Raw genomic sequence first — 24,532 nt, 5'->3', positions numbered from 1 at the left:
CTTATCCCCTATTTGGGCGAAAAGGCTCGCTGCCGTTAGTTTAAATAAGAAAATAATATTCCTATAGAAACTAAAAAATCGCCCGACCTAATAATAAAGAGTTATTAATCTATAACGCTTTAGCAAAATTTACCTTTTCCCCTAAGTAAAGCCAGCATGATTCGCTTGAGTCTGCAGGCCGCGTTGCTATTGAAGTTTGGTGCCAACTTATCCTCATCAAGTTTCGTTTGCTTTGTAAATAAGCCTAAAAAGCAGCATAACAAACTTTCGTTGCGATAATAAATGGTTGATTATTTTATGTGCAGTTTTACGGTCCTGCCTATAATTGGAATCGATTACCATTTTTAATGGTGATCTTATTTGCTGATATATATGCATTAATTCTACCTAACACACTGCCGGTAACGGCGCATAAGCCCCTTCCAGCAAGCTTGAGGTTCATTAACCGTGGCTTACGGGGAGGTTATGTCTATCTGTCTGATTGATATCAATCAGGTAATGAGTGGAATCGAACCAATGCAATCTACTAAAAAGGCAATTGAAATTACTGAATCCAGCCTCGCGGCCGCGACAACCGGTTACGATGCTGTAGACGACCTGCTGCATTATCATGAGCGGGGTAACGGGATTCAGATTAATGGCAAGGATTCATTTTCTAACGAGCAAGCTGGGCTGTTTATTACCCGCGAGAACCAAACCTGGAACGGTTACAAGGTATTTGGCCAGCCGATCAAATTAACCTTCTCCTTCCCGGATTATAAGTTCTCTTCCACTAACGTCGCCGGCGACACCGGGCTGAGCAAGTTCAGCGCGGAACAGCAGCAGCAGGCTAAGCTGTCGCTGCAGTCCTGGGCCGACGTCGCCAATATCACCTTCACCGAAGTGGCGGCCGGACAAAAGGCCAATATCACCTTCGGCAACTACAGCCAGGATCGCCCCGGCCACTATGATTACGGCACCCAGGCCTACGCCTTCCTGCCGAACACCATTTGGCAGGGCCAGGATCTGGGGGGCCAGACCTGGTACAACGTCAATCAGTCCAACGTCAAGCATCCGGCGACCGAAGACTACGGCCGCCAGACGTTCACCCATGAAATTGGCCATGCGCTGGGCCTGAGCCACCCGGGCGATTACAACGCCGGTGAAGGCAACCCGACCTACCGCGACGTCACTTACGCGGAAGATACTCGTCAGTTCAGCCTGATGAGCTACTGGAGTGAAACCAATACCGGTGGCGACAACGGCGGTCATTACGCCGCGGCTCCGCTGCTGGATGACATTGCCGCCATTCAGCACCTGTATGGCGCCAACCTGTCGACCCGCACCGGCGACACCGTGTACGGCTTTAACTCCAACACCGGTCGTGACTTCCTCAGCACCACCAGCAACTCGCAAAAAGTGATCTTTGCGGCCTGGGATGCGGGCGGCAACGATACCTTCGACTTCTCCGGTTACACCGCTAACCAACGCATCAACCTGAACGAGAAGTCGTTCTCCGACGTGGGCGGCCTGAAGGGCAACGTGTCGATCGCCGCCGGTGTGACCATTGAGAACGCCATTGGCGGTTCCGGCAACGACGTGATCGTCGGCAACGCGGCCAATAACGTGCTGAAAGGCGGCGCGGGTAACGACGTGCTGTTCGGCGGCGGCGGGGCGGATGAGCTGTGGGGCGGTGCCGGTAAAGACATCTTCGTGTTCTCTGCCGCCAGCGATTCCGCACCGGGCGCTTCAGACTGGATCCGCGACTTCCAGAAAGGGATCGACAAGATTGATCTGTCGTTCTTCAACAAAGAGGCGCAGAGCAGCGACTTCATTCACTTCGTCGATCACTTCAGCGGCGCGGCCGGTGAAGCGCTGCTGAGCTACAACGCGTCCAACAACGTGACCGATTTGTCGGTGAACATCGGGGGTCATCAGGCGCCGGACTTCCTGGTGAAAATCGTCGGTCAGGTAGACGTCGCCACTGACTTTATCGTGTAACTCAGCAACGGAGCGCCCGGCGCAGTCTCGGCCGGGCGTGATGTGGGAGCCGGTATGAAAGGTACTTTAACGCGCGCCGCGCTGGCGGCGGGAGGCATGATGGTGACGAGTGCGGTGATGGCCGGCAGTTTGGCGCTGCCGACCGCGCAGTCTCTGGCGGGGCAATGGCAGGTAGCCGACAGCGAAAGGCAATGCCAAATCGAGCTTCTGGCCAATGAGCAAAGCGAGACCAACGGCTACCAGCTGGTGGATCGGCAGCGTTGTCTGCACAGCGTATTTGCGGCCGAGGTGGTGGGCTGGCGCCCGGCGCCGGACGGCATCGCCCTGCTGCAGGCGGATGGCAGCACGCTGGCGTTCTTCTCGCGCGACGGCGATCTGTACCGCAATCAGCTGGGTGCGGGTGATGCCCTGACGTTGAAAGCGCTGGCTTGATGAAGAAACGGGTTCGGCGCGCCGAACCCGCGGCAGGTCTCTACAGGTAGAGCGAACGCACGATCAGGAAGTGGCCGGAAAAGTAACAGAAAGCCACGATGGCGTCCGCCGCGCGGAAGGTGAAGCGGTAGCGGTTGAGCAGCCAAACCACGTTGGCCAGCAGCAGCAGCGAGGTGCCGGTCAGCAGCGAGAAGCCGAAATCGGTGCTGCGCAGGAAATATTGCTCACCCGCCAGCCAGACCATCAGCAGCGTCATCGCCACATAGGTGACGATCGGCCAACGCATCTCTTCCAGCCGGGTCCAAAGGGCGGCCAGCAGCAATGCGCCGATCGCCAGCAGCGCCAGCGGCAGCGGCCAGAACAGACTGAACGTCATCTGGCTGGCGAAACTCAGGGTGTACAGCAAGTGGGACAGGAAAAAGGCGCCGATGGCGTACAGCACCCGCTCGCGCGGCAACAGAAGCAGCGCATCGCCGATCAGCGTTGCCAGCAGGCCGAGTACGATCAGATAACCCGCCGCGCTGAGCACCGGCGCCTGCCAGGCAAGCAGCAACAGCAGCAACAGCGTGACGGGTTTGAACACCCAACGCTGCCAGCGCGGCCCGCGGTAAGAGGCGTCGACGAACAGCCAACCGGAAAAGAATACGGCAAGGAACGGCCAACTCATTGATGTCATCCTTATGTAGGAGGGAGCCGCAACCACCGGCTCCAAACTGTCACCCATGTCACTTCTTATTTCAGTGTAGGTAGCCTGCCGACGATCGACAATGCTTTCTTGAGAATGCTATGTTTACGCCGATTTGGCCGTGAAGGAAATGGGAAACCGATGAGTAAGCCACCGTTATTTTTTGTCGCCGTCATTGCGTTGATCGCCGTGCTGGCCACGCAACGCTACTTCAAACAGCGCCAGCAGGAGGCGGAAAACGATCGTGCGCCGATGCGCAGTCTGCAGGTGACGGTGAGCGACAAGCGGAGCTTCCCGGTCGCCAAGACCCGTGCGCCGCAGCGCGAGCCGTTGGTCAACGAGCCGATGTATTACGAGGTGGTGTTCAGCCCGAACCAGGGCGGTGAAGACATTACGCTGCGGCTGAAGCAATGGCAGTACAACCCGATAGAAAAAGGCGCGCACGGCACGTTAAACATGCAGGGCACGCGGTTCGTCTCGTTCACCGTTCAGCCGTAGCGGTCACTTTTTCTTGATGGGCGGCTGTTTCTTTTGCCAGGCCAGCAGCTCAAACACGCCAAAGATAAAGATCTTGGCCTCTTGCCAGTAGCTGATCGGCTGATCCTTCGGCTGGGTGGATTTCAACAGCACCAGCTGCAGGCCATGCATCACCACCATAAAAAACAGCGCCACGTCGATGAAATACTTCAGCGGCTTGGGAAACGGATGGAACAGGTTAGAGAGCAGGAAGCCCCATACGCACAGCATCAGCAAGCGGCCCAGATTAATCAGCATGGTCGGTTTTCTCTTTCGAACGAAGATAAAGGCGATAAGCCACCTGACCGGCGACCTTCTCCCGGTGCAACTGCCAGCTGGCAGGCACGTCCGCCGCGGCGCTTTCCGCCTCGGCTTCTACATAGATCCACGCCTCGTCGGCCAGCCAGCCACGCTGCTCCAGTAACAAGACGGTCTCCGCCAGCAGGCCTTTGCGAAACGGCGGATCGAGGAACACCACGTCAAACGGTTGACCGTCGCCCGCCAGCCAGCTCAACGCGTTGGTGTTGATAACCCCCCCTTTGCCCTGCAGCAGCGCCAGATTTTTTTCCAGTTGCTGCGCCACCGGCCGCTCGAATTCTAACAGCGTGGCGCTGCCGGCATAGCGCGACAGCGCTTCCAGCCCTAATGCGCCACTGCCGGCGAAGCAGTCCAGGCAGCGCGCGCCCTGAATCACCGGCGCCAGCCAGTTGAACAGGGTTTCACGCACCCGATCGGTGGTGGGGCGCAGCCCCGGGCTGTTTGGCACCGGGAGTTTGCGGCCGCGCCATTGGCCGCCGATGATGCGGATCTGTCCGGCTGCGGCCTGGGGCGGCTTTTTGGCCGCGGCCCGTGGCGAGAGTCTTGTCATAAGCGTTGTTTGATTTCTTTTGCGGCGCGGGGCCGCAGAGGTTAACGAAAAGTTGTCCCTATTCTACCGGTGACGGGCGTCGGGGGGAACGGTAAAACGTTGTTGTCTGATTTCACACCGGAAAGCATGCCGGATACGTGTTGCTGCGCGAGGGAAAGTGATAGACTCGGCGGATTATTGTCAGCATATATCCTTCAGGTATGTAGGGTAAGCGAGCCTTCGGTACGGAGTAGAGTCATAACATGGCAAAAGATAAGAAACGTGGGTTTTTCTCCTGGCTGGGCTTTGGCCAGAAGGAAAAGGAAGAAGAGCAACAGCAACCTGAGCAGCCGGTAGAGCAGGCGGAACCTCAGGCCGCGGAGACGCCGGCTGAACCGGCCGCCGCCAAGCTGGATGACAAGCTCCCCGCCCAGGAATCTGAACCTGCCGCCTCCGTCGACACCCCGGGGGAGTGGGATAACGGTCAGGCCGGCGAGCAAATCGCGGAAAACCTGCCGGCGGCGGCTGAACATCCGGCGGCGCCGCAAGCGTTGGCTGAAGAGATCGTCAGCGTCACCGAGCAAGTGGTGGCGCAGCAGCAACCGGTGGTTGAACCTGAGCCGGTCGTCGAACCTGAGCCGGTCGTCGAGCCTGAGCCGGTCGTCGAGCCTGAGCCGGTCGTCGAGCCTGAGCCGGTGGTCGAGCCTGAGCCGGTGGTCGAGCCTGAGCCGGTGGTTGAGCCCGAGCCGGTGGTTGAGTCCGAGCCGGTCGTCGAACCCGAGCCGGTGGTTGAACCCGAGCCGGTCGTTGAACCCGAGCCGGTCGTTGAACCCGAGCCAATCGTCGAACCTGAACCGGAGCCGGAAGAAGCGCCGCTTGAACCTGTGGTGCCGGCCGCGGCGCAAGAACAGGAAAGGCCGACCAAAGAAGGCTTCTTCGCCCGCCTGAAGCGCAGCCTGCTGAAGACCAAACAAAACCTCGGTTCCGGCTTTATGGGGCTGTTCCGCGGTAAAAAGATCGACGACGACCTGTTCGACGAGCTGGAAGAACAGCTACTGATCGCCGACGTCGGCGTGGAGACCACGCGCAAGATCATCACCTCCCTGACTCAGCACGCCAGCCGCAAGCAGCTGAAAGACGCTGAAGCGCTGTACGGCAAGCTGAAGGAGGAAATGTCCGAAATTCTGGCCAAGGTCGATCAGCCGCTGGATGTCAGCGGGAAAACCCCGTATGTCATCCTGATGGTCGGCGTGAACGGCGTGGGTAAAACCACCACCATCGGCAAGCTGGCGCGTCAGTTCCAGGCGGAAGGCAAGTCGGTGATGCTGGCGGCGGGGGATACCTTCCGCGCCGCCGCGGTGGAGCAGCTGCAGGTGTGGGGCGAACGCAACCGCATTCCGGTGGTGGCGCAGCATACCGGCGCGGATTCCGCTTCGGTGATCTTCGATGCGGTGCAGGCCGCCAAGGCGCGCGGCATCGATGTGTTGATCGCCGATACCGCCGGCCGTCTGCAGAATAAATCGCACCTGATGGAAGAGCTGAAGAAGATCGTCCGCGTCATGAAAAAACTGGACGACCAGGCCCCCCATGAGGTTATGCTGACGCTCGATGCCAGCACCGGCCAGAATGCGGTCAGTCAGGCGAAATTATTTAATGAGGCCGTGGGCTTAACCGGCATCACGCTGACTAAACTGGACGGTACCGCCAAGGGCGGGGTGATCTTCGCCATCGCCGATCAGTTCGGTATCCCGATCCGCTATATCGGCGTCGGGGAAGGCATCGAAGATTTGCGGCCGTTTAAGGCTGACGATTTTATTGAGGCACTTTTTGCCCGAGAGGATTAATACGGATGATTCGCTTTGAACAGGTCAGTAAAGCTTATCTGGGCGGACGGCAAGCGCTGCAGGGGGTTGATTTCCATCTGCGCCCGGCGGAAATGGCGTTTCTGACCGGCCATTCCGGCGCGGGGAAAAGTACCCTGCTGAAACTGATTTGCGGTATCGAACGGCCCAGCGCCGGCCACATCTGGTTTGGCGGGCACGACATCAGCCGTTTGAAAAACCGCGAGGTGCCGTTCCTGCGTCGGCAGATCGGCATGATCTTCCAGGATCACCACCTGCTGCTGGATCGCACGGTGTATGACAACGTGGCGATGCCGCTGATCATCGCCGGCGCCAGCACCGAAGATATCCGCCGCCGCGTTTCCGCCGCGTTGGACAAAGTCGGTTTGCTGGATAAAGCGAAAAACTTCCCGATTCAGCTGTCCGGCGGTGAGCAGCAGCGCGTGGGCATCGCCCGCGCGGTGGTGAACAAGCCGGCGGTGCTGCTGGCGGATGAACCGACCGGTAACCTGGATGATGCGCTGTCGGAAGGCATTCTGCGCCTGTTTGAAGAATTCAACCGCGTCGGCGTGACCGTACTGATGGCGACGCACGACACCGGGCTTATCGCCCGTCGCAATTACCGCATCCTGACGCTGAGCCAGGGCCGCATGCAGGGGGGCGCTCACCATGGCCAATAACGCAAAAACCGCCAAGAGCAAGGCGCTGCGCGGCGGCTGGCGCGAACAGTGGCGTTATGCCTGGATGAACGCCATCAAAGACATGCTGCGCCAGCCGTTGGCGACGCTGCTGACGGTGATGGTGATCGCCATTTCCCTGACGCTGCCGAGCGTGTGCTACATCGTGTGGAAAAACGTCAGCACCGCGGCCAGCCAGTGGTACCCGACGCCGCAACTGACGGTCTACCTGGATAAATCGCTCGATGACGACGCGGCGCTGAAAGTGCTCGACGCCATCAAGGCGGAAGCCGGCGTGGAGAAGGTGAACTACCTGTCGCGTGAAGAAGCGCGCGGCGAGTTCCGTAACTGGTCGGGCTTTGGCGGCGCGCTGGACATGCTGGAAGAGAACCCGTTGCCGGCGGTGGCGATCGTCACGCCGAAGATGAGCTTCCAGAGTTCGGACACCCTCAACACCCTGCGCGATCGCGTAGCGGCGGTGCAGGGCGTGGAAGAAGTGCGTATGGATGACAGCTGGTTTGCCCGACTGGCGGCGCTGACCGGGCTGGCGGGCCAGATCGCGGCGATCATCGGCGTGCTGATGATCGTGGCAGTGTTCCTGGTGATCGGCAACAGCGTGCGTCTGAGCATCTTCAGCCGTCGCGACACCATCAACGTGATGAAGCTGATCGGCGCCACCGACGGCTTTATTCTGCGGCCGTTCCTCAACGGCGGGGCGATGCTGGGCTTTGCCGGTGCGCTGCTGTCGCTGGTGCTCTCCGGCGCGCTGGTGTGGCAGCTGGAGTCGGTGGTCGTCGGGGTCGCCAAGGTATTCGGCACCACCTTCACCCTGCACGGGCTGGGCTGGGATGAGGCGCTGTTGCTGCTGATCATCTCCGCGATGATCGGCTGGATCGCCGCCTGGCTGGCGACGGTGCAACATTTACGCCGATTTACACCACAGTAAGATTTTTTTGGTATACTCTTCTCCTGCTGCTTTTGATCGCGTTGCGGGAGAAGAGTGACCTCAAGCGAAGTCAGCACCACCCCTCTCTTCTTAGCGCACAAATTCCCTATCGGCCTTCACCCTCGTCACGTATTGTCAGCGACAATGCTTGCAAAAAAGGGTGAACTTTTAGGGCGGAGTACGGTCAAAAATTGCAGCAAATGTTAAGGTGCCCGGCGTGTGGAACCGCTTTTGCTTCAGCAACTGCCGTAGAATCAATCATTTCCCCGCTGTAATAATCACCTGCATGATTTTGTATTCTCATAGAGAGGGTTTGAATGACCAAAGAAATGCAAACTTTAGCCTTAGTACCCCAAGGTAGCTTGGAAGCCTATATCCGGGCAGCCAACGCCTATCCGATGCTGACGGCAGAGGAAGAGCGGGAGCTGGCTGAACGGCTGCATTATCAGGGCGATCTGGATGCCGCTAAGCAGCTCATCCTGTCTCACCTGCGCTTTGTCGCTCATATTGCCCGCAACTATTCAGGCTATGGTCTGCCGCAGGCGGATCTGATTCAGGAAGGCAATATCGGCCTGATGAAAGCCGTTCGCCGCTTCAACCCTGAAGTCGGCGTGCGTCTGGTTTCCTTTGCGGTGCATTGGATTAAGGCGGAAATCCACGAGTACGTATTGCGCAACTGGCGCATCGTGAAAGTGGCGACCACCAAAGCGCAGCGCAAGCTGTTCTTTAACCTGCGCAAAACCAAACAGCGTTTGGGCTGGTTCAACCAGGACGAAGTGGAACTGGTGGCCCGCGAGCTGGGCGTAACCAGCAAAGACGTGCGCGAGATGGAATCTCGCATGGCGGCGCAGGACATGACGTTCGATCCGACTCCGGACGACGAGGCCCGCGATGGCCAGTCGATGGCGCCGGTGCTGTACCTGCAGGACAAAAGCTCGGACTTCGCCGAAGGCATCGAGGAAGATAACTGGGAAAGCAACGCCGCAGACAAACTGGCCTATGCGCTGGAAGGTCTGGACGAGCGCAGCCAGCATATCATCCGCGCCCGTTGGCTGGATGATGACAACAAATCGACGCTGCAGGAGCTGGCCGATCAGTACGGCGTTTCCGCCGAACGCGTGCGTCAGCTGGAAAAGAACGCCATGAAGAAACTCAAAATGGCGATCGAAGCCTGAGTCGATGCGAGATTCGATAAAAAAAGCCCGGCAAGCCGGGCTTTTTAGTGCCTGAAATTCGGCGTTATGGCGCCACGGCGGTGAAGTCCGGCGCCGGGCAGTCGTAGCCGAATTTCGCCGCCCACGGATAACGGGTGCCGGTGTTGATATAGCGCTGATAAAGCGCACGGCCGGTTTTGGCATCACGCTTGATAACCCAGCTGGCAGCGTTACACAGCACGGCGGCATAGGCCTGGCTCTTCGGCGGCAGCAGATCGGCCGCCTGTTGCGCCAGCCCCACCGCCTGCCAGCGATAGTGCAGGAAACGGTTGTCTTCCTCCGGTAGCGCCGCCTTGGCGCGCGCCGCTTCTGCGCTGTCGATCCAGCTTTTATGCTTCAGCTCGCGAGTATCGAACGCATCCCCCAGATAGGAATAGCCGGCGCCATAGATGGCGTAATCCGGCGTCATCTCATACCCGGTAAACTCCAGCCCCTGGGCGCGCAGCAGGTTGGCGGCGCGATAGTAAGCCTGCGCGCGCGTCAGCGGCGCGGCGGATTTGTCCTTGGCGGCCTTCAGTTCGTCGGCGAACTGCTGCGCCGCTTGCCGGTAGTTGGGGATATCGAAATAGGCCAGCGCTTCCGGCGCTCGCCCGGCGCGCATCAGCCGCCGCGCCAGCAGTTCGCGCAGCTGCACTTCCGGCGTGATCTGCTGGCCGCCGTAGTCGTCCGGGTTTACCGGCTTGAGCGGCGTCGTCGGCGCCGGGGCGTGCTTATCGACAAAGCCTTTCAACTCATCGACGGTCAGCACCCGTTCCGCCACGTCGGCCACGTCGGCCCAGTAGAGCGCTTTGCCGCGATACAGCAGGTCCATCGCCTGCAGATAGTCGCCGCGGTTCAGCGCCAGGATGGCCTGTTCGCCGGCCACCCGGCACTCGGGCACGATGGTTTCTGCGACGAAGTCGGCGTTGCGTTGTTCACCCCAGCTTTCGTCGGCGGGGAACGCGCTTGCCGCCTTGGCGTAGGCGGCAGTGGCGGCTTTCACGTCGCCGTCGCGCAGCGCCATTTTCGCGCGCAGCCACCACGCCAGGCCGCTGTCGCCGGCGTTTTTCAGCAGGCTCGCCGCCATCGGGTACTGCCCCGAACGGTAAGCCAACGCCGCCAGCCGATCGCTGCCGGCGAAGCCGCTTTTCACTGAGCCGTCCAGCAGCGTCAGGATCTGGCTGATGATCTGGGCGGAGCGGCCGTTGCCGTCGGTATCCGCCATTTGCAGGTTGCCGCTGCGCGCGAACAGCTCAATGGTCACCAACTGCTGGATCAACGGATCGCCGATAATCTGTTTCAGCGTGTCCAAATGGTCGGGGTTGACCAGGAGGCTGGAGACGTACTGCAGCGACTGCCCGCCGCTCGGATCGCCCTGCGCCGCCTGTTGCGCATAGAGGTGGGCGGCGGGGGCGACGTCACCCAGCCACAGGTGGATGCGCGCCTGCTGACCAAGGCTGCTCAATGCCAACTGTTCGGGATCGGCGGCGCCGCTTTTCACCCGGTCGATCACCTGCTGGAATGCCGTCAGCGCCTGTTCAAGTTCGGCTTTAGGCGGATGCTCGGCGGCGGGAACCGCTTCACCGGATTCATTCACCGGTGTACCGTGGTCAGCCATCAGGACGCGGCCAAGCGAATACTGCGCCCGCAGTCCCCAGTCGCCCTGCTCGGCGGCCGGTAGCTTCAGCACCTGCTGGAAATAGTCTGTGGCGCGCGGATCGTGGCTGGCGAAAGCGACGGCGCCCAGTTGATAGAGACGGGCGGCGTTGGACAACCCCTGCGTATTGACGGCGTCAGCCTCTTCCACCGTTTTGGCTGCGCGCATTTTACCGATCGCGATCGTTTCCGGCGATTGCGGCATCGGTTTCGGCGGCATCGGCGGCGGCGGGGCTTGCCAGTGCGGCAACTGTTTATCCATCGGCACCAGCCGGCCGGCTTCGAAGGCGAAATTGCCCTCCGGCATATACAGCAGGGTACCGTTGCGGTCGATCAGCAGCCGGTTAGGGAAATCCGGGCCGCAGGCATAGCCGCTCAGCGGCAGTGCGGCGCCGATCAGCATGGCCAGCGGAAGAAGGCGGCGGGTGTTCCGTGCCGCGCGCGAATCAAGGTGTGACAAGGGTGCCTCCTGGCGTCAGTTGTTGGCAGCGCAGCCAACCCAACGGCCGGGATTGCCCGGCGCGCAGTTGGTCGCTGCTGATGCGAATAAAGCGTTGCTGTTGCGGTGCGGATTCCAGCCGGTAGTGGCCGACCGCGTCCGCCGCCAGGCAGTCGTCGGCGCGGATGACCACCTCTTGCGGCAGCGGGGCGTCCACCGGCCCGTTGTTGTGAATTATCAGATCATACAGCCCGTTTTGCTGTGGCTGAGGCCTAAATTTTACCTGCCAGTCGACGTTCAGCGGCCGGCGCTCGATCACCGCTCGCAGCGTGGCGAGCGACCAGGCGCGCCGATCGTCCGCCAGCGGCAGTCGGAACCAAATCACGCCGCGCAGCCGGGGCGGCGTTTGCTGCGCCAGCGTTTGCAGAAAATCGGCGATCTGCTGCGGCGCGACCGTCAGCTCGCGCCCGTTGCCCGCCACGCGCAGCGAGGATTCGCTCTCCACCTGCGCGCCTTGCGCATCAAAACCCAACAACGCCATGCCGTAGGCCGGCAGCGCGACGTGAAACGGCTTCGGTGTGACGGCAGCGTACTGCCGCACCCAGCGCAGCGCCAGCGGGCCGTCAAACAGCCCCTGCTGCGGCGAGAGCACCGCGTGCACCTGCAGGACGGAACTGTCGGCCTGTTGCAGTACGCCGGGCAGGTTGGGTGAGCCGATCCAGGCCGGCAGGGCGGTGATGCCGAGTTGCAAAGCGGCGGGCAGCCGTTGGCGCAGCCGCTGCAGAAAGCGTTGGTAGTCCGGCAGGCGGGCGGTGGCGGCATCATGATCGATCTCGATGCCGGTGACGGGCAGCCCGGCCGCCTGCCAGCGCTGGGTGAGCGCCAGCAGGCGCTGGATAATGGCCTCTTGATCCAGCTGCGGCAGCTGGCCGTCGAGGCGGGCTACCAGCCAGAGTGGGCGGCCGTCCTGCTTCAGCAGGCTGAGATCGGCCGGGATTTCCCGCCAGCCTTCACGCGGATGCACCTGCAACGCCAGCACCCGCAGCTTGGCGAACAGATCGCGGCTGCTCGCCAGCGCATCGGCGTGCTGCGGCGTCCAAACTCGCTGCCAGACATAAACCTGCTGATCCCAGCCTGAGGCCAGGCGCTGCGCCTGCTGGCGCCCGGCGAACCAGGCCGCCAACCCCAGCGCAATCAAGACCAGCGCCGCCAGCCGGCGCTTCATTTTTGCCAGAGATCGCCCTGCGGCGCGAAGCCGCAGGCGCGCATGAAGTTATCGACTTCCCCACGTTCACGCGGCGCCAGGCCGGCGGTCGACAGCTGCCAGTGGGCGACCTGCGGCAGCTGACGCTGTGCATCCTGCACCAGATAAAGACCGACGCCGCGGCGGCGCGTCACTTCGCGTACCAGCAGATCCTGTAGTTCGGCGCGGTCGTCCTGCAGCGCAATTTTCACCGCACCCAGCAGACGCTCGTTGAAGCGGGCGGCAAACAGCGCCTTGCCGTCGCTCAGCCAGCCTTGCCACTGTTCCGGCTGCTGGTGCGGCCAAATTTTACCGAGGTCGATAAGGTCTTGCGGGGACAGCGCGGTCAGGCGCTCGATGGTCAGTTTCATGCAGAATTTCCGCGCAGCTAAATGATGTCGACAGTGTAATAGATCTTGTGCAGAGCGTTGTGTAAGTTTTTCTGTACGATTACTGTGCAATATGTTTTTTGCACGGGGCATTTTCCGAGTAAATAGTTAGTAAACGGATTGTTAACCAGCACAACGCACTACGCCTCAAGGTAAATAGCGCAGATTTAATTCGAATTTTATCCTGTTTACACCGCTTGTTTCTGCCAGATGAAGTTGATTTGCAGAAGAAAATTCCTGTTTAATGGCATGAAAAATAAAGTCTTATTAGAAAATAATGCCGACAAAACGCCTAAATCATTATTACTTATAACAAAAGCGGTCAATAACGATCGGGCACAGGCAAACACAACAGGTACGTTCACAACGACAGATGGGGATTTGCGGATGAAATTAACAACAGGTAAGGCACTGCTGGCGGGTTGTATTGCGATGGCCATGAGCCAGGCGGCCATGGCGAAAGACATCAAGGTGGCGATCGTCGGGGCAATGTCCGGCCCGGTCGCGCAGTATGGCGACATGGAGTTTACCGGCGCGCGCCAGGCGATTGCCGACATTAACGCCAAGGGCGGCATCAAGGGCGACAAGCTGGTCGGCGTGGAATACGACGACGCCTGCGACCCGAAACAGGCAGTTGCGGTCGCCAACAAGGTGATCAACGACGGCATTCGCTACGTGATCGGCCACCTGTGCTCCTCATCCACCCAGCCGGCGTCCGATATCTATGAAGACGAAGGCGTGATCATGATTACCCCGGCGGCCACCAACGCGGATCTGACTACCCGTGGCTACAAGATGATCCTGCGCACCACCGGCCTGGATTCGGATCAGGGCCCGACCGCCGCCAAATACATCCTCAGCGACATCAAGCCGAAGCGCATCGCCGTGGTGCACGACAAGCAGCAATACGGCGAAGGCCTGGCGCGCTCGGTGCGCGACAGCCTGAAAAAACAGGGCACCGAAGTGGCGATGTTCGAAGGCATCACCGCCGGCGACAAAGACTTCTCCACCCTGGTGGCGCGCCTGAAGAAAGAAAATATCGACTTCGTGTACTTCGGTGGTTACTACCCGGAAATGGGGCAGATCCTGCGTCAGGCCAAGCAGGCCGGGTTGACCACTCGCTTCATGGGGCCGGAAGGCGTGGGCAACTCCTCGCTGTCCAACATCGCCGGCGCCGCCTCGGAAGGCATGCTGGTGACGCTGCCGAAACGCTACGATCAGGTGCCTGCCAACCAGCCGATCGTCGATGCGCTGAAAGCCAAGAAGCTGGATCCGACTGGCCCGTTCGTCTGGACCACCTATGCTGCGCTGCAGTCGCTGACCACCGGCATGGAGCGCAGCGGCAGCCAGGAGCCGGCGGACATCGTCAAGGATCTGAAAACCGGCAAGCCGGTGGAGACCGTGATGGGGCCGCTGACCTGGGATGACAAGGGCGATCTGAAAGGCTTCGAGTTCGGCGTGTTCGAATGGCATGCCAACGGCACGTCCACACCGATCAAATAAGCCATAATGATTAGGGTGGGGCGCAGCCCGCTGCGCCCGGCGGGTCGGCTTGCCGGCCCCGTCTCCCTTTACCCGCCGGTTCTCCGCCGGCGGGTTTCGCAGCCAAGGGTTCAGAGTATGTCAGAGCAACTCCTCTATTTTCTGCAGCAGATGTTCAACGGCTTAACGTTGGGCAGCACCTATGCATTGATCGCCATCGGTTACACCATGGTTTACGGCATCATCGGCATGATCAACTTCGCCCACGGCGAGGTGTACATGATCGGCAGCTATGTCTCCTTTATCGTTATCGCCGCCCTGATGATGCTCGGCATCGACGTCGGTTGGCTGCTGATCGGCGCCGCGTTCCTGGTCTCGATCGTTATCGCCAGCGCCTACGGCTGGAGCATCGAACGGGTGGCCTACAAGCCGGTGCGCAACTCCAAGCGCCTGATTGCGCTGATCTCGGCCATCGGCATGTCGATATTCCTGCAAAACTACGTCAGCCTGACGCAGGGCTCACGCGATCTGGCGCTGCCTAGCCTAGTGACCGGCCAGTGGGTGCTGGGAGAAAGCAACGGCTTCGCCGCCACCATCAGCACCATGCAGCTGACCATCTGGCTCGTGACCTTCCTGGCGATGCTGGCGCTGACGCTGTTTATCCGCTATTCACGCATGGGCCGCGCCTGCCGCGCCTGTGCGGAAGATCTGAAGATGGCCAGCCTGCTGGGCATCAACACCGACCGGGTGATCTCGCTGACCTTCGTTATCGGTGCGGTGATGGCGGCGGTGGCCGGGGTGTTGCTCGGCCAGTTCTACGGCGTCATCAACCCTTACATCGGGTTTATGGCCGGTATGAAAGCCTTCACCGCCGCGGTTCTGGGCGGCATCGGCAGCATTCCCGGTGCGATGATTGGCGGCCTGGTACTGGGCGTGGCGGAAGCGCTGACCTCTGCCTACCTGAGCACCGAATACAAAGACGTGGTGTCGTTCGCGCTGCTGATCGTGGTGCTGCTGATCATGCCGACCGGCATCCTCGGGCGTCCGGAGGTTGAGAAAGTATGAAACTCAATCTGCTCAATGCGCTGATCGCCACGGCGGTGCTGTTCGTGATGGCGTCGTTCCTGATGGGCATGCAGCTCAGCCTGGACGGCACCAAGCTGGTGGTGCACGGCGCGGCGGAAGTGCGCTGGATGTGGATCGGCATCGGCTGCGTCATCGTCTTTTTCTTCCAGCTGTTGCGCCCGCTGCTGCAGCAGGGATTGAAAAAAGTCTCCGGCCCGGCGTTCGTGCTGCCGAGCTTCGACGGCACCACGCCGCGGCAAAAGCTGCTGGCGGCTTTGCTCATCGTCGCGGCGGTCGCCTGGCCGTTCCTGGTCTCGCGCGGCACGGTGGATATCGCCACCCTGACGCTGATCTACGTGATGCTGGGCCTCGGCCTCAACGTGGTGGTGGGCTTGTCCGGTCTGCTGGTGCTCGGCTACGGCGGTTTCTACGCCATCGGCGCCTACACCTATGCGCTGCTGAATCACTATTACGGCCTCGGCTTTTGGGAGAGCCTACCGCTGGCGGGTATCGTCACCGCCGCTTTCGGCTTCCTGCTCGGTTTCCCGGTGCTGCGGCTGCGCGGCGACTATCTGGCGATCGTGACGCTCGGCTTCGGCGAAATCGTGCGCATCCTGCTGCTGAACAATACCGAGATCACCGGCGGGCCGAACGGCATCAGCCAGATCCCGAAACCGACCTTCTTCGGCCTGGAGTTCAACCGCAGCCTGCGCGACGGCGGCTGGGATACCTTCCATAACTTCTTCGGCCTGAAATACGATCCGAGCGATCGCATCGTATTCCTGTACCTGGTGGCGCTGCTGCTGGTGGTGCTGACGCTGTTCGTCATCAACCGCCTGCTGCGCATGCCGCTCGGGCGCGCCTGGGAAGCGCTGCGCGAAGACGAGATCGCCTGCCGCTCGCTGGGCCTCAGCCCGACGCGCATCAAGCTGACCGCCTTTACCATCAGCGCCGCTTTCGCCGGGTTTGCCGGCACGCTGTTCGCCGCGCGCCAGGGGTTCGTCAGCCCGGAATCCTTCACCTTCGTCGAGTCGGCCTTCGTGTTGGCGATCGTCGTACTGGGGGGTATGGGCTCGCAGTTCGCGGTCATTCTGGCGGCAATCCTGCTGGTGGTGTCGCGCGAGCTGATGCGCGATCTGAATGAGTACAGCATGTTGCTGCTGGGTGCGCTGATGGTGCTGATGATGATTTGGCGGCCGCAGGGGCTGTTGCCGATGAAACGGCCGCAGTTGAAGCTGCAGACGGCGGACATTCACGCGGGCAAGGGGGAACAGGCATGAGCGTTCAACCTTTACTGCAGGTAGAGGGCCTGTCGATGCGTTTCGGCGGGCTACTGGCGGTCAACAATGTGGCGCTGACGCTGAACGAAGGCGAAATCGTGTCGCTGATCGGCCCCAACGGCGCCGGTAAGACCACGGTGTTCAACTGCCTGACCGGTTTTTACCGCCCGACCGGCGGCACCATCAAATTGCGCGATCGCCACCTGGAAGGGTTGGCGGGGCAGGCCATCGCCCGCATGGGCGTGGTGCGCACCTTCCAGCATGTGCGGCTGTTCCGTGAAATGACGGTGATTGAGAACCTGCTGGTGGCGCAGCATCAGCACCTGAAAAGCGGCGTGTTCGCCGGGCTGCTGAAAACCCCGGCCTTCCGCCGCGCCGAAGCCGAGGCGCTGGCGCGCGCGGCGGAGTGGCTGGAGCGCGTCGGCCTGCTGGAGATGGCCAACCGTTCGGCGGGCAACCTGGCCTACGGGCAGCAGCGGCGGCTGGAGATCGCCCGCTGCATGGTGACCCGGCCGGAGCTGCTGATGCTGGACGAACCGGCCGCCGGCCTCAACCCGAAAGAGACCGACGAGCTGGATCACCTGATCGTCGAGCTGCGCGATCGGCATAAGGTCTCGGTGTTGCTGATCGAGCACGACATGAAGCTGGTGATGGGCATTTCCGACCGCATTTACGTGGTGAATCAGGGCACGCCGCTGGCGCAGGGCACACCGGCGGAGATCCGCAACAACCCGGACGTGATCCGGGCTTATTTGGGCGAAGAATAATATGTTGTCATTCAATCAGGTATCCGCCCATTACGGCAAAATTCAGGCGCTGCATCAGGTCAGTCTCACGATAAGTCAGGGCGAAATTGTGACGTTAATCGGCGCCAACGGCGCCGGTAAAACCACGCTGCTCGGTACCTTGTGCGGCGAACCGCGCGCCAGCGAAGGCAGCATCGTCTTTCAGGACCAGGACATCACCCAGTGGCAAACCTCGCGCATCATGCGCGAAGCGGTGGCGATCGTGCCGGAAGGGCGGCGCGTCTTCTCGCGCATGACGGTGGAAGAAAACCTGGCGATGGGCGGCTTCTTCGCCGATCGCCAGCAGTATCAACAGCGCATTGAACGGGTGTTCACGTTGTTCCCACGCCTGCTGGAGCGCCGAAGCCAGCGTGCCGGCACCATGTCCGGCGGCGAACAGCAGATGTTGGCCATCGGCCGCGCGCTGATGAGTCAGCCGAAGCTGCTGCTGCTCGACGAGCCCTCGCTGGGGCTGGCGCCGATCATTATCCAGCAGATTTTCGACATCATTCAGCAACTGCGGGAAGAGGGCATGACCATCTTCCTGGTGGAGCAAAACGCCAATCAGGCGCTGAAATTGGCGGACCGCGGTTATGTGCTGGAAAACGGCCGCGTGGTGTTGGAAGATACGGGGGCTGCATTGTTAGCCAACGAAGCAGTGAGGTCGGCGTATCTGGGCGGTTAATCCGCCCCCCTACGAATTAAAATAATCAGGTACGAGAAGAAGAAATGAAGACAGAAGGGTTACTCGCGCAGCGCATCGTTAACGTAAAAAGTTCGGCCATCCGTGAATTGCTTAAGCACAGCAAGATGGAACACGTCATTTCGCTGGCGGGCGGCATCCCCTCTGATGCGCTGTTCGATTTCGAAGGATTGAGCATCGCCACCCAGCAGGCGATCACCGAACAGCCGAAAAGCGCGTTCCAGTATGGCCTGACCGAAGGCAGCCCGCTGCTGCGTGAGCGTATTTGCGCGCTGTGCGCCGAGCGCGGCGTCACCGCTGGCGCGGAAGAGGTAATGGTCACCGCCGGCTCTCAGCAGGCTCTGGATTTGGTGATGCGCGCCATCGTCAACCCAGGCGATGTGTTCGTGGTGGAGCGCCCGACCTACCTGGCGGCGCTGCAAACGCTGGAGCTGGCGGAGGCCAACATCATGTCGGTCTCGTCCGACAGCGACGGCATGGTGGTGGAAGAGCTGGCCGAGCTGCTGAAAACCCAGCGCATCAAGGGCGTGTACGTGGTGCCGAACTTCGGCAACCCCAGCGGCATCACCCTCAGCGCCGCGCGCCGTGAACTGCTGGTGAAGCTGGCTGCTGAACATAACTTCCTGATCATCGAAGACGATCCGTACGGCGAATTGCGTTTCACCGAAGAGCGCCACCCGACGCTGCATCAGGTGTCACAGCAGGTGCTGGGCAACACTGACCACATCATCTATACCTCGACCTTCTCCAAGATCCTGGCGCCGGGCCTGCGCTTGGGCTGGGCGATCCTGCCGCCGTTCCTGCTGCACAAAGTGGCGATCATCAAACAGGCGGCGGATCTGCACGCCAGCGCGTTGTCGCAGAGCATCGTCGAATGCTATCTCGGCCTGGATCGCCTGCCGGCGCAGATCGACAAGATCCGCGCCGCTTACAAGCAAAAGGGCGAGATCCTGGCCGGTTTGGTGGAGCAGGAGCTGGGCGACTACATCACCTTCGATAAGCCGAAGGGCGGCATGTTCCTGTGGGCGCGCTTCCGCCAGCCGTTCAACGCCACCGAATGGCTGAACACGACCTTGCAGCAGGGTGTGGTGTTCGTGCCGGGGGAATACTTCTTCTCCGACAACCCGGATCGTTCAACCTTCCGCCTGTCGTTCGCCACCGCCACCGAGCAGCAGATGCAAGAAGCGGTGGCGCGCCTGCGCCGTTCGCTGTAATCCTCGCGGCGGCGGAGCCCATGCCCGCCGCCGACATCAAACCGCCATCTTCACTTCACCTTGCCGTCATGTGGCTGTCATATAACGGTTATTTTTCTGTCATCCGCGCATGGCATGTTAGCTTCCGAACAAAAAACTGATTCTTTTCGCTCACGCGCTTTTACACCAGCTTTTTCAGGAGTTAGGCATGCTCACCTACGCTATTCGCAAAACCACGCTGTGCGTCGCGTTGACCCTGGCGGTCAGCACTCAGGCGCTGGCGGCGACAGAAATCCCGTTCTGGCATTCAATGGAAGGTGAACTGGGTAAGGAAGTGGATTCCCTGGCGGATCGCTTCAATCAGTCGCACAGCGACGTCAAGATTGTGCCGGTTTATAAAGGCAACTACGAACAGAGCCTGGCGGCGGGCATCGCTGCTTACCGCTCCGGCAAGGCGCCGGCGATCCTGCAGGTTTACGAGGTGGGCACCGCCACCATGATGGCCAGCAAAGCCATCAAACCGGTCTATGAAGTGTTTAAAGAGGCCGGCATCAACTTCGACGAGTCGGTGTTCGTGCCGACGGTGGCCGGCTATTACACCGACAACAAGAGCGGACATCTGCTGTCGCAGCCGTTCAACAGCTCCACGCCGGTGCTGTACTACAACAAAGATGCCTTCAAAAAGGCCGGCCTAAACCCGGACCAGCCGCCGAAAACCTGGCAGGAGCTGGCGGCGGATACCGCCAAGCTGCGTGAGGCCGGCATGAAGTGCGGCTACGCCAGCGGCTGGCAGGGTTGGATCCAGCTGGAGAACTTCAGCGCTTGGCACGGCGTGCCGTTCGCCAGTGAAAACAACGGTTTCGGCGGCACCAACGCCAAGCTGGAGTTCAACCAACCGCTGCAGGTCAAGCACATCGCGCTGCTGGAGGCGATGAACAAGAAGGGCGACTTTACCTACTTTGGCCGCAAAGACGAATCCACCGAGAAGTTCTATAACGGCGACTGCGCCATCACCACCGCCTCTTCCGGTTCGCTGGCGGACATCAAGCACTACGCCAAATTCAACTACGGCGTCGGCATGATGCCGTACGACGCCGACGCGAAAAATGCGCCGCAGAACGCCATCATCGGCGGGGCCAGCCTGTGGGTGATGAACGGCAAAGATGCCGCCACCTACAAGGGCGTGGCCGAGTTCCTGCAGTACCTGGCGCAGCCGGAAATTGCCGCCGAATGGCACCAGAAGACCGGCTATCTGCCGATCACCACCGCGGCTTACGATCTGACCAAGCAGCAGGGCTTCTACGACAAGAACCCGGGTGCCGACGTCGCCACTCGCCAGATGCTGAACAAGCCGCCGTTGCCGTTCACCAAGGGCCTGCGCCTGGGCAACATGCCACAGATCCGCAGCGTGGTGGATGAGGAGCTGGAAGGCGTGTGGACCGGCAAGAAAACGCCACAGCAGGCGTTGGACGCCGCCGTACAGCGCGGTGACGTGCTGCTGCGCCGCTTCGAAGCATCGACCAAGTAACCCTGCGTCGCGAGCCCGACAGACCGGGCTCGCATCTTCACGCCGATCCTTCCTTACCCGATCAATGGTTTAACTGCTATGTCATCTTCCCGTCCCGGTTTCGGCTGCAGCTGGTTGCCCTATGCATTGGTGCTGCCGCAGCTGCTGATTACCGCCGTCTTCTTTTTATGGCCCGCCGGCGAAGCGCTGTGGTATTCGGTGCAGAGCCTCGATCCGTTCGGCCTCTCCAGCCAGTTTGTCGGGCTGGATAACTTTAAACAGCTGTTCCAGGATCCTTACTACCTCGACTCGTTCTACACCACGCTGATCTTCAGCTTCCTGGTGGCGGGCATCGGGCTGGCGGTTTCGCTGTTCTTCGCCGCGCTGGTGGACTACGTGCTGCGCGGCAGCCGCCTCTATCGCACGCTGATGATCCTGCCCTACGCGGTGGCGCCGGCGGTGGCGGCGGTATTGTGGATCTTTCTGTTCAACCCCGGCCTGGGGTTGATCACCCATTTCCTCAACGGGCTGGGCTATAACTGGAACCATGCGCAAAACAGCGGCCAGGCGATGTTCCTGGTGGTGCTGGCCTCGGTATGGCAGCAGATAAGCTATAACTTCCTGTTTTTCCTAGCGGCGCTGCAGTCTATCCCGCGTTCGCTGGTGGAAGCGGCAGCCATCGATGGCGCCGGCCCGGTGCGGCGCTTCTTCCATCTGGTGCTGCCGCTGATCGCGCCGGTGAGCTTCTTCCTGCTGGTGGTCAATCTGGTGTACGCCTTCTTCGATACCTTCCCGGTGATCGACGCCGCCACCGGCGGCGGGCCGGTGCAGTCCACCACCACGTTGATCTACAAGATCTACCGCGAAGGCTTCGCCGGGCTGGACCTCTCCAGCTCCGCCGCACAGTCGGTGATCCTGATGCTGTTGGTGATCGGCCTGACGGTGATCCAGTTCCGCTTCGTTGAACGTAAGGTGCGCTATCAATGATTGAGAATCGACGCGGGCTGGACATCTTCAGCCATGTGATGCTGGTTATCGGCGTGCTGGTGGTGCTGTTCCCGCTGTACGTGGCCTTTGTCGCCGCCACGCTGGATGACAAACAGGTGTTTCAGGTGCCGATGACGCTGGTGCCCGGCGGCCACCTGTGGGAGAACATTCGCAATATCTGGCAGGGCGGCGTGGGCAACCTCAAGGTGCCGTTCTCGCTGCTGCTGCTCAACAGCGTGATCATGGCGTTGGCGATCACCTGCGGCAAAATCGCGGTGTCGGTACTGTCGGCTTACGCCATCGTGTATTTCCGTTTCCCGCTGCGCAGCCTGTTTTTCTGGCTGATTTTCCTCACCCTGATGTTGCCGGTGGAAGTGCGCATTTTCCCGACGGTGGAGGTGATCTCCAACCTCAACCTGCTGGACAGCTATACCGGCCTGACGCTGCCGCTGATGGCCTCGGCCACCGCTACCTTCCTGCTGCGCCAGTTCTTCATGACGCTGCCGGATGAGCTGCTGGAGGCGGCGCGCATCGACGGCGCCGGGCCGATGCGTTTCTTCTGGGACATCGTGCTGCCGCTGTCGAAAACCAATCTGGCGGCGCTGTTTGTCATCACCTTTATCTACGGCTGGAACCAATATCTGTGGCCGATCCTGATCACCAGCGACGCTTCGATGGGCACCGCGGTGGCGGGCATCAAGAGCATGATCTCCACCTCCGGCGCGCCGACCCAGTGGAACCAGGTGATGGCGGCGATGATTCTAACTTTATTGCCACCGCTGGCGGTGGTGCTTCTGATGCAGCGCTGGTTTGTGCGCGGTCTGGTTGATAGCGAGAAATAACGACGATGGCAGGATTAAAACTACAGGCGGTCACCAAGTCTTACGACGGTAAAACGCCGGTGATCAAACAGATCGACCTCGACGTGGCGGACGGTGAATTCATCGTGATGGTCGGCCCGTCCGGCTGCGGCAAATCTACGCTGCTGCGTATGGTGGCCGGGCTGGAGCGCACTACCAGCGGCGATATCTATATCGATACCCGGCGCGTGACCGATCTGGAGCCCAAGGATCGCGGCATCGCGATGGTGTTCCAGAACTACGCGCTCTATCCGCACATGAGCGTGTACGACAACATGGCTTACGGCCTCAAGATCCGCGGTTTCGGCAAGGAGCATATCCGCCAGCGGGTGGAGGAAGCGGCGCGCATCCTGGAGCTGGAGCCGCTGCTCAAGCGCAAACCGCGCGAACTTTCCGGCGGCCAGCGCCAGCGGGTGGCGATGGGGCGCGCCATCGTGCGCGAACCGGCGGTATTCCTGTTCGATGAGCCGCTGTCCAACCTGGACGCCAAGCTGCGGGTGCAGATGCGCCTGGAGCTGCAACAGCTGCACCGCCGTCTGAAAACCACCAGCCTGTACGTGACTCACGACCAGGTGGAGGCGATGACGCTGGCGCAGCGGGTGATCGTGATGAATAAGGGCGTGGCAGAGCAGATCGGCACCCCGAGTGAAGTGTACCAACGGCCGGCTTCGCTGTTCGTCGCCGGCTTTATCGGCTCGCCGGCGATGAACCTGCTGCCCGGCACCCTGAGCGCCGACGGCGGCCAGCTGCTGTTGGCGGACGGCATGACGCTGCCGTTGCCGGCGGCCAAGCCGCAGTGGGCGGGGCGGCAGTTGACGCTGGGTATTCGGCCGGAGCATATTCAATTGGTGGCGCAAGGCCAGGGCGTGCCGCTGCAGCTGCAGACGCTGGAACTGCTGGGAGCCGACAATCTGGCGCACGGCCAGTGGGGCGGTCACGGGGTGATCGCGCGGCTGTCGCATGAAACCTTGCCGACGGCGGGCAGTACGCTATATTTGCAGCTGCCTGCTCAGGCGCTGCACTTCTTTGACACCCACAGCGGATTACGGATGGATTGATGACGAGACCCTGGCCTTACCCTCATATTGTCGCCCACCGCGGCGGCGGTTCTCTGGCGCCGGAAAACACCCTGGCGGCGATCGACGTCGGCGCGCGCCACGGCCACAAGATGATCGAGTTCGACGCCAAGCTGGCGCAGGACGGGCAAATTTTCCTGCTGCACGACGACACGCTGGATCGCACCAGCAACGGTTGGGGCGTGGCGGGCGAGCTGCCGTGGGACAAACTGGTGCAGCTGGACGCCGGCAACTGGTACAGCTCGGCCTTCAAGGGCGAGCGGTTGCCGCTGCTGTCGGAGGTGGCGGAACGCTGCCGGGAACACGGCCTGATGGCCAATATCGAGATCAAACCGACCACCGGTAGCGACGATGAAACCGGCCGGGTGGTGGCGCTGGCGGCGCGGTTGCTGTGGCAAGGGCAGACCGATCCGCTACTCTCCTCCTTCTCGGTAGAAGCGCTGGCGGCGGCGCAGCGCACCGTGCCGGATTTGCCGCGTGGCCTGCTGCTGGAGGCCTGGGACGACAACTGGCGCGAGCTGACGGAGCGTCTGGACTGCGTCTCGCTGCATATCGACCACAAAGCGCTGACCGCCGAGCGGGTGAAAGCGTTGAAAGACGCCGGGCTGCGTATTTTGGTGTATACCGTCAACCAACCGGATCGCGCGCGCCTGCTGCTCGACTGGGGCGTTGACTGCATTTGCACCGACCGGATAGATTTGATTGGCCCGGCTTTTTAATCCGGCGCCGATGAATCCCGCGACGACAAGC

General features: G+C 60.9%; 24 protein-coding genes. 18 read left to right on the top strand and 6 right to left on the bottom strand.

The genetic code is table 11. The features are described from left to right. Positions 1-516: 516 nt before the first annotated feature. Positions 517-1,980 (top strand): serralysin family metalloprotease, encoded by a 1,464-nt coding sequence (locus N6G83_RS29420; protein ID WP_025304892.1) that lies wholly within the window; start codon positions 517-519, stop codon positions 1,978-1,980. 54 nt (positions 1,981-2,034) lie between these two features. Beyond that, entirely contained in the window at positions 2,035-2,412 is a 378-nt protein-coding gene (locus N6G83_RS29415; protein WP_260515964.1) for a protease inhibitor Inh/omp19 family protein, read from the top strand. Positions 2,413-2,452: 40 nt separating this feature from the next. Here N6G83_RS29415 and N6G83_RS29410 read toward each other — a convergent pair whose 3' ends face one another. After that, positions 2,453-3,079 carry a lysoplasmalogenase gene (locus N6G83_RS29410; protein WP_033644998.1) on the bottom strand — a complete coding sequence of 209 codons (627 nt, stop codon included), beginning with the start codon at positions 3,077-3,079 and terminating at the stop codon, positions 2,453-2,455. A gap of 159 nt (positions 3,080-3,238) precedes the next feature. On the opposite strand from N6G83_RS29410, the gene N6G83_RS29405 reads away from it, so the two are divergent. Beyond that, a complete protein-coding gene (locus N6G83_RS29405; RefSeq protein ID WP_025304895.1) occupies positions 3,239-3,595 on the top strand; it encodes a DUF2500 domain-containing protein in 357 nt (118 codons plus the stop codon). A 3-nt stretch (positions 3,596-3,598) separates the two neighbouring features. On the opposite strand, the gene N6G83_RS29400 is transcribed toward N6G83_RS29405, so the two are convergent. Together N6G83_RS29400 and rsmD are read right to left on the bottom strand one after the other, a co-directional pair. Continuing rightward, complete coding sequence (locus N6G83_RS29400; protein ID WP_004934327.1) at positions 3,599-3,871, bottom strand: DUF1145 family protein; 273 nt, start codon at positions 3,869-3,871, stop codon at positions 3,599-3,601. After that, a complete protein-coding gene (rsmD, locus tag N6G83_RS29395) occupies positions 3,861-4,481 on the bottom strand; it encodes a 16S rRNA (guanine(966)-N(2))-methyltransferase (RefSeq protein ID WP_197791449.1) in 621 nt (206 codons plus the stop codon). Before rsmD ends, N6G83_RS29400 begins: the two co-directional genes overlap by 11 nt. Before the next feature lie 242 nt (positions 4,482-4,723). Here rsmD and ftsY point away from each other — a divergent pair, with 242 nt between their 5' ends. From ftsY to rpoH, 4 genes are all read left to right on the top strand, one after another. Continuing rightward, a complete protein-coding gene (ftsY, locus tag N6G83_RS29390) occupies positions 4,724-6,304 on the top strand; it encodes a signal recognition particle-docking protein FtsY (RefSeq protein WP_089196411.1) in 1,581 nt (526 codons plus the stop codon). A 5-nt stretch (positions 6,305-6,309) separates the two neighbouring features. Continuing rightward, the gene (gene ftsE, locus N6G83_RS29385) at positions 6,310-6,981 is read left to right on the top strand and encodes a cell division ATP-binding protein FtsE (protein ID WP_004934337.1); all 672 of its coding nucleotides are present in this window, start codon (positions 6,310-6,312) and stop codon (positions 6,979-6,981) included. After that, the gene (ftsX, locus tag N6G83_RS29380) at positions 6,971-7,924 is read left to right on the top strand and encodes a permease-like cell division protein FtsX (RefSeq protein WP_025304898.1); all 954 of its coding nucleotides are present in this window, start codon (positions 6,971-6,973) and stop codon (positions 7,922-7,924) included. Before ftsE ends, ftsX begins: the two co-directional genes overlap by 11 nt. 317 nt (positions 7,925-8,241) lie before the next feature. Further along, a complete protein-coding gene (gene rpoH, locus N6G83_RS29375) occupies positions 8,242-9,099 on the top strand; it encodes an RNA polymerase sigma factor RpoH (RefSeq protein WP_004934345.1) in 858 nt (285 codons plus the stop codon). 64 nt (positions 9,100-9,163) lie between these two features. Here rpoH and N6G83_RS29370 read toward each other — a convergent pair whose 3' ends face one another. Genes N6G83_RS29370 through panM form a run of 3 tightly spaced genes read right to left on the bottom strand, consistent with a single transcriptional unit; the run spans position 9,164 to position 12,826 of the window. After that, the gene (locus tag N6G83_RS29370) at positions 9,164-11,176 is read right to left on the bottom strand and encodes a hypothetical protein (RefSeq protein WP_373276042.1); all 2,013 of its coding nucleotides are present in this window, start codon (positions 11,174-11,176) and stop codon (positions 9,164-9,166) included. Positions 11,177-11,219: 43 nt separating this feature from the next. Beyond that, positions 11,220-12,437 (bottom strand): DUF3142 domain-containing protein, encoded by a 1,218-nt coding sequence (locus N6G83_RS29365; protein WP_260515958.1) that lies wholly within the window; start codon positions 12,435-12,437, stop codon positions 11,220-11,222. Next, positions 12,434-12,826, bottom strand: coding sequence for an aspartate 1-decarboxylase autocleavage activator PanM (panM, locus tag N6G83_RS29360; RefSeq protein ID WP_049209366.1), 393 nt, complete (start codon positions 12,824-12,826; stop codon positions 12,434-12,436). Before panM ends, N6G83_RS29365 begins: the two co-directional genes overlap by 4 nt. Positions 12,827-13,231: 405 nt before the next feature. On the opposite strand from panM, the gene N6G83_RS29355 reads away from it, so the two are divergent. From N6G83_RS29355 to ugpQ, 11 genes are all read left to right on the top strand, one after another. Next, positions 13,232-14,347: a branched-chain amino acid ABC transporter substrate-binding protein gene (locus tag N6G83_RS29355; protein WP_025304902.1), complete on the top strand. Its 1,116-nt coding sequence runs from the start codon at positions 13,232-13,234 to the stop codon at positions 14,345-14,347. A gap of 117 nt (positions 14,348-14,464) precedes the next feature. Beyond that, complete coding sequence (livH, locus tag N6G83_RS29350; protein WP_015376290.1) at positions 14,465-15,391, top strand: high-affinity branched-chain amino acid ABC transporter permease LivH; 927 nt, start codon at positions 14,465-14,467, stop codon at positions 15,389-15,391. Next, a complete protein-coding gene (locus tag N6G83_RS29345) occupies positions 15,388-16,671 on the top strand; it encodes a high-affinity branched-chain amino acid ABC transporter permease LivM (protein ID WP_260515957.1) in 1,284 nt (427 codons plus the stop codon). Before livH ends, N6G83_RS29345 begins: the two co-directional genes overlap by 4 nt. After that, positions 16,668-17,438 (top strand): high-affinity branched-chain amino acid ABC transporter ATP-binding protein LivG, encoded by a 771-nt coding sequence (gene livG, locus N6G83_RS29340; protein ID WP_025304904.1) that lies wholly within the window; start codon positions 16,668-16,670, stop codon positions 17,436-17,438. Before N6G83_RS29345 ends, livG begins: the two co-directional genes overlap by 4 nt. Position 17,439: 1 nt before the next feature. Further along, on the top strand, positions 17,440-18,141 hold the full coding sequence (gene livF, locus N6G83_RS29335; protein WP_025304905.1) for a high-affinity branched-chain amino acid ABC transporter ATP-binding protein LivF: 702 nt from the start codon (positions 17,440-17,442) through the stop codon (positions 18,139-18,141). Between the two features lie 44 nt (positions 18,142-18,185). After that, on the top strand, positions 18,186-19,373 hold the full coding sequence (locus N6G83_RS29330; RefSeq protein WP_025304906.1) for a PLP-dependent aminotransferase family protein: 1,188 nt from the start codon (positions 18,186-18,188) through the stop codon (positions 19,371-19,373). 187 nt (positions 19,374-19,560) lie between these two features. Further along, the gene (ugpB, locus tag N6G83_RS29325; RefSeq protein ID WP_049209367.1) at positions 19,561-20,880 is read left to right on the top strand and encodes a sn-glycerol-3-phosphate ABC transporter substrate-binding protein UgpB; all 1,320 of its coding nucleotides are present in this window, start codon (positions 19,561-19,563) and stop codon (positions 20,878-20,880) included. A gap of 78 nt (positions 20,881-20,958) precedes the next feature. Then, the gene (gene ugpA, locus N6G83_RS29320) at positions 20,959-21,846 is read left to right on the top strand and encodes a sn-glycerol-3-phosphate ABC transporter permease UgpA (RefSeq protein ID WP_015376293.1); all 888 of its coding nucleotides are present in this window, start codon (positions 20,959-20,961) and stop codon (positions 21,844-21,846) included. Then, positions 21,843-22,688, top strand: coding sequence for a sn-glycerol-3-phosphate ABC transporter permease UgpE (gene ugpE, locus N6G83_RS29315; RefSeq protein WP_025304908.1), 846 nt, complete (start codon positions 21,843-21,845; stop codon positions 22,686-22,688). The genes ugpA and ugpE overlap by 4 nt, the downstream gene beginning before the upstream one ends. Before the next feature lie 5 nt (positions 22,689-22,693). Then, complete coding sequence (locus N6G83_RS29310) at positions 22,694-23,764, top strand: sn-glycerol-3-phosphate import ATP-binding protein UgpC (protein ID WP_060434765.1); 1,071 nt, start codon at positions 22,694-22,696, stop codon at positions 23,762-23,764. Beyond that, positions 23,764-24,501 (top strand): glycerophosphodiester phosphodiesterase, encoded by a 738-nt coding sequence (gene ugpQ, locus N6G83_RS29305; RefSeq protein WP_025304910.1) that lies wholly within the window; start codon positions 23,764-23,766, stop codon positions 24,499-24,501. The genes N6G83_RS29310 and ugpQ overlap by 1 nt, the downstream gene beginning before the upstream one ends. The last annotated feature ends 31 nt before the right edge of the window (positions 24,502-24,532 follow it).

The sequence above is a fragment of the Serratia sp. PL7 genome (genome assembly GCF_945957435.1).
Note: the sequence above shows the minus strand (reverse complement) of the source record. Positions and strands in the feature narration are given on the sequence as shown.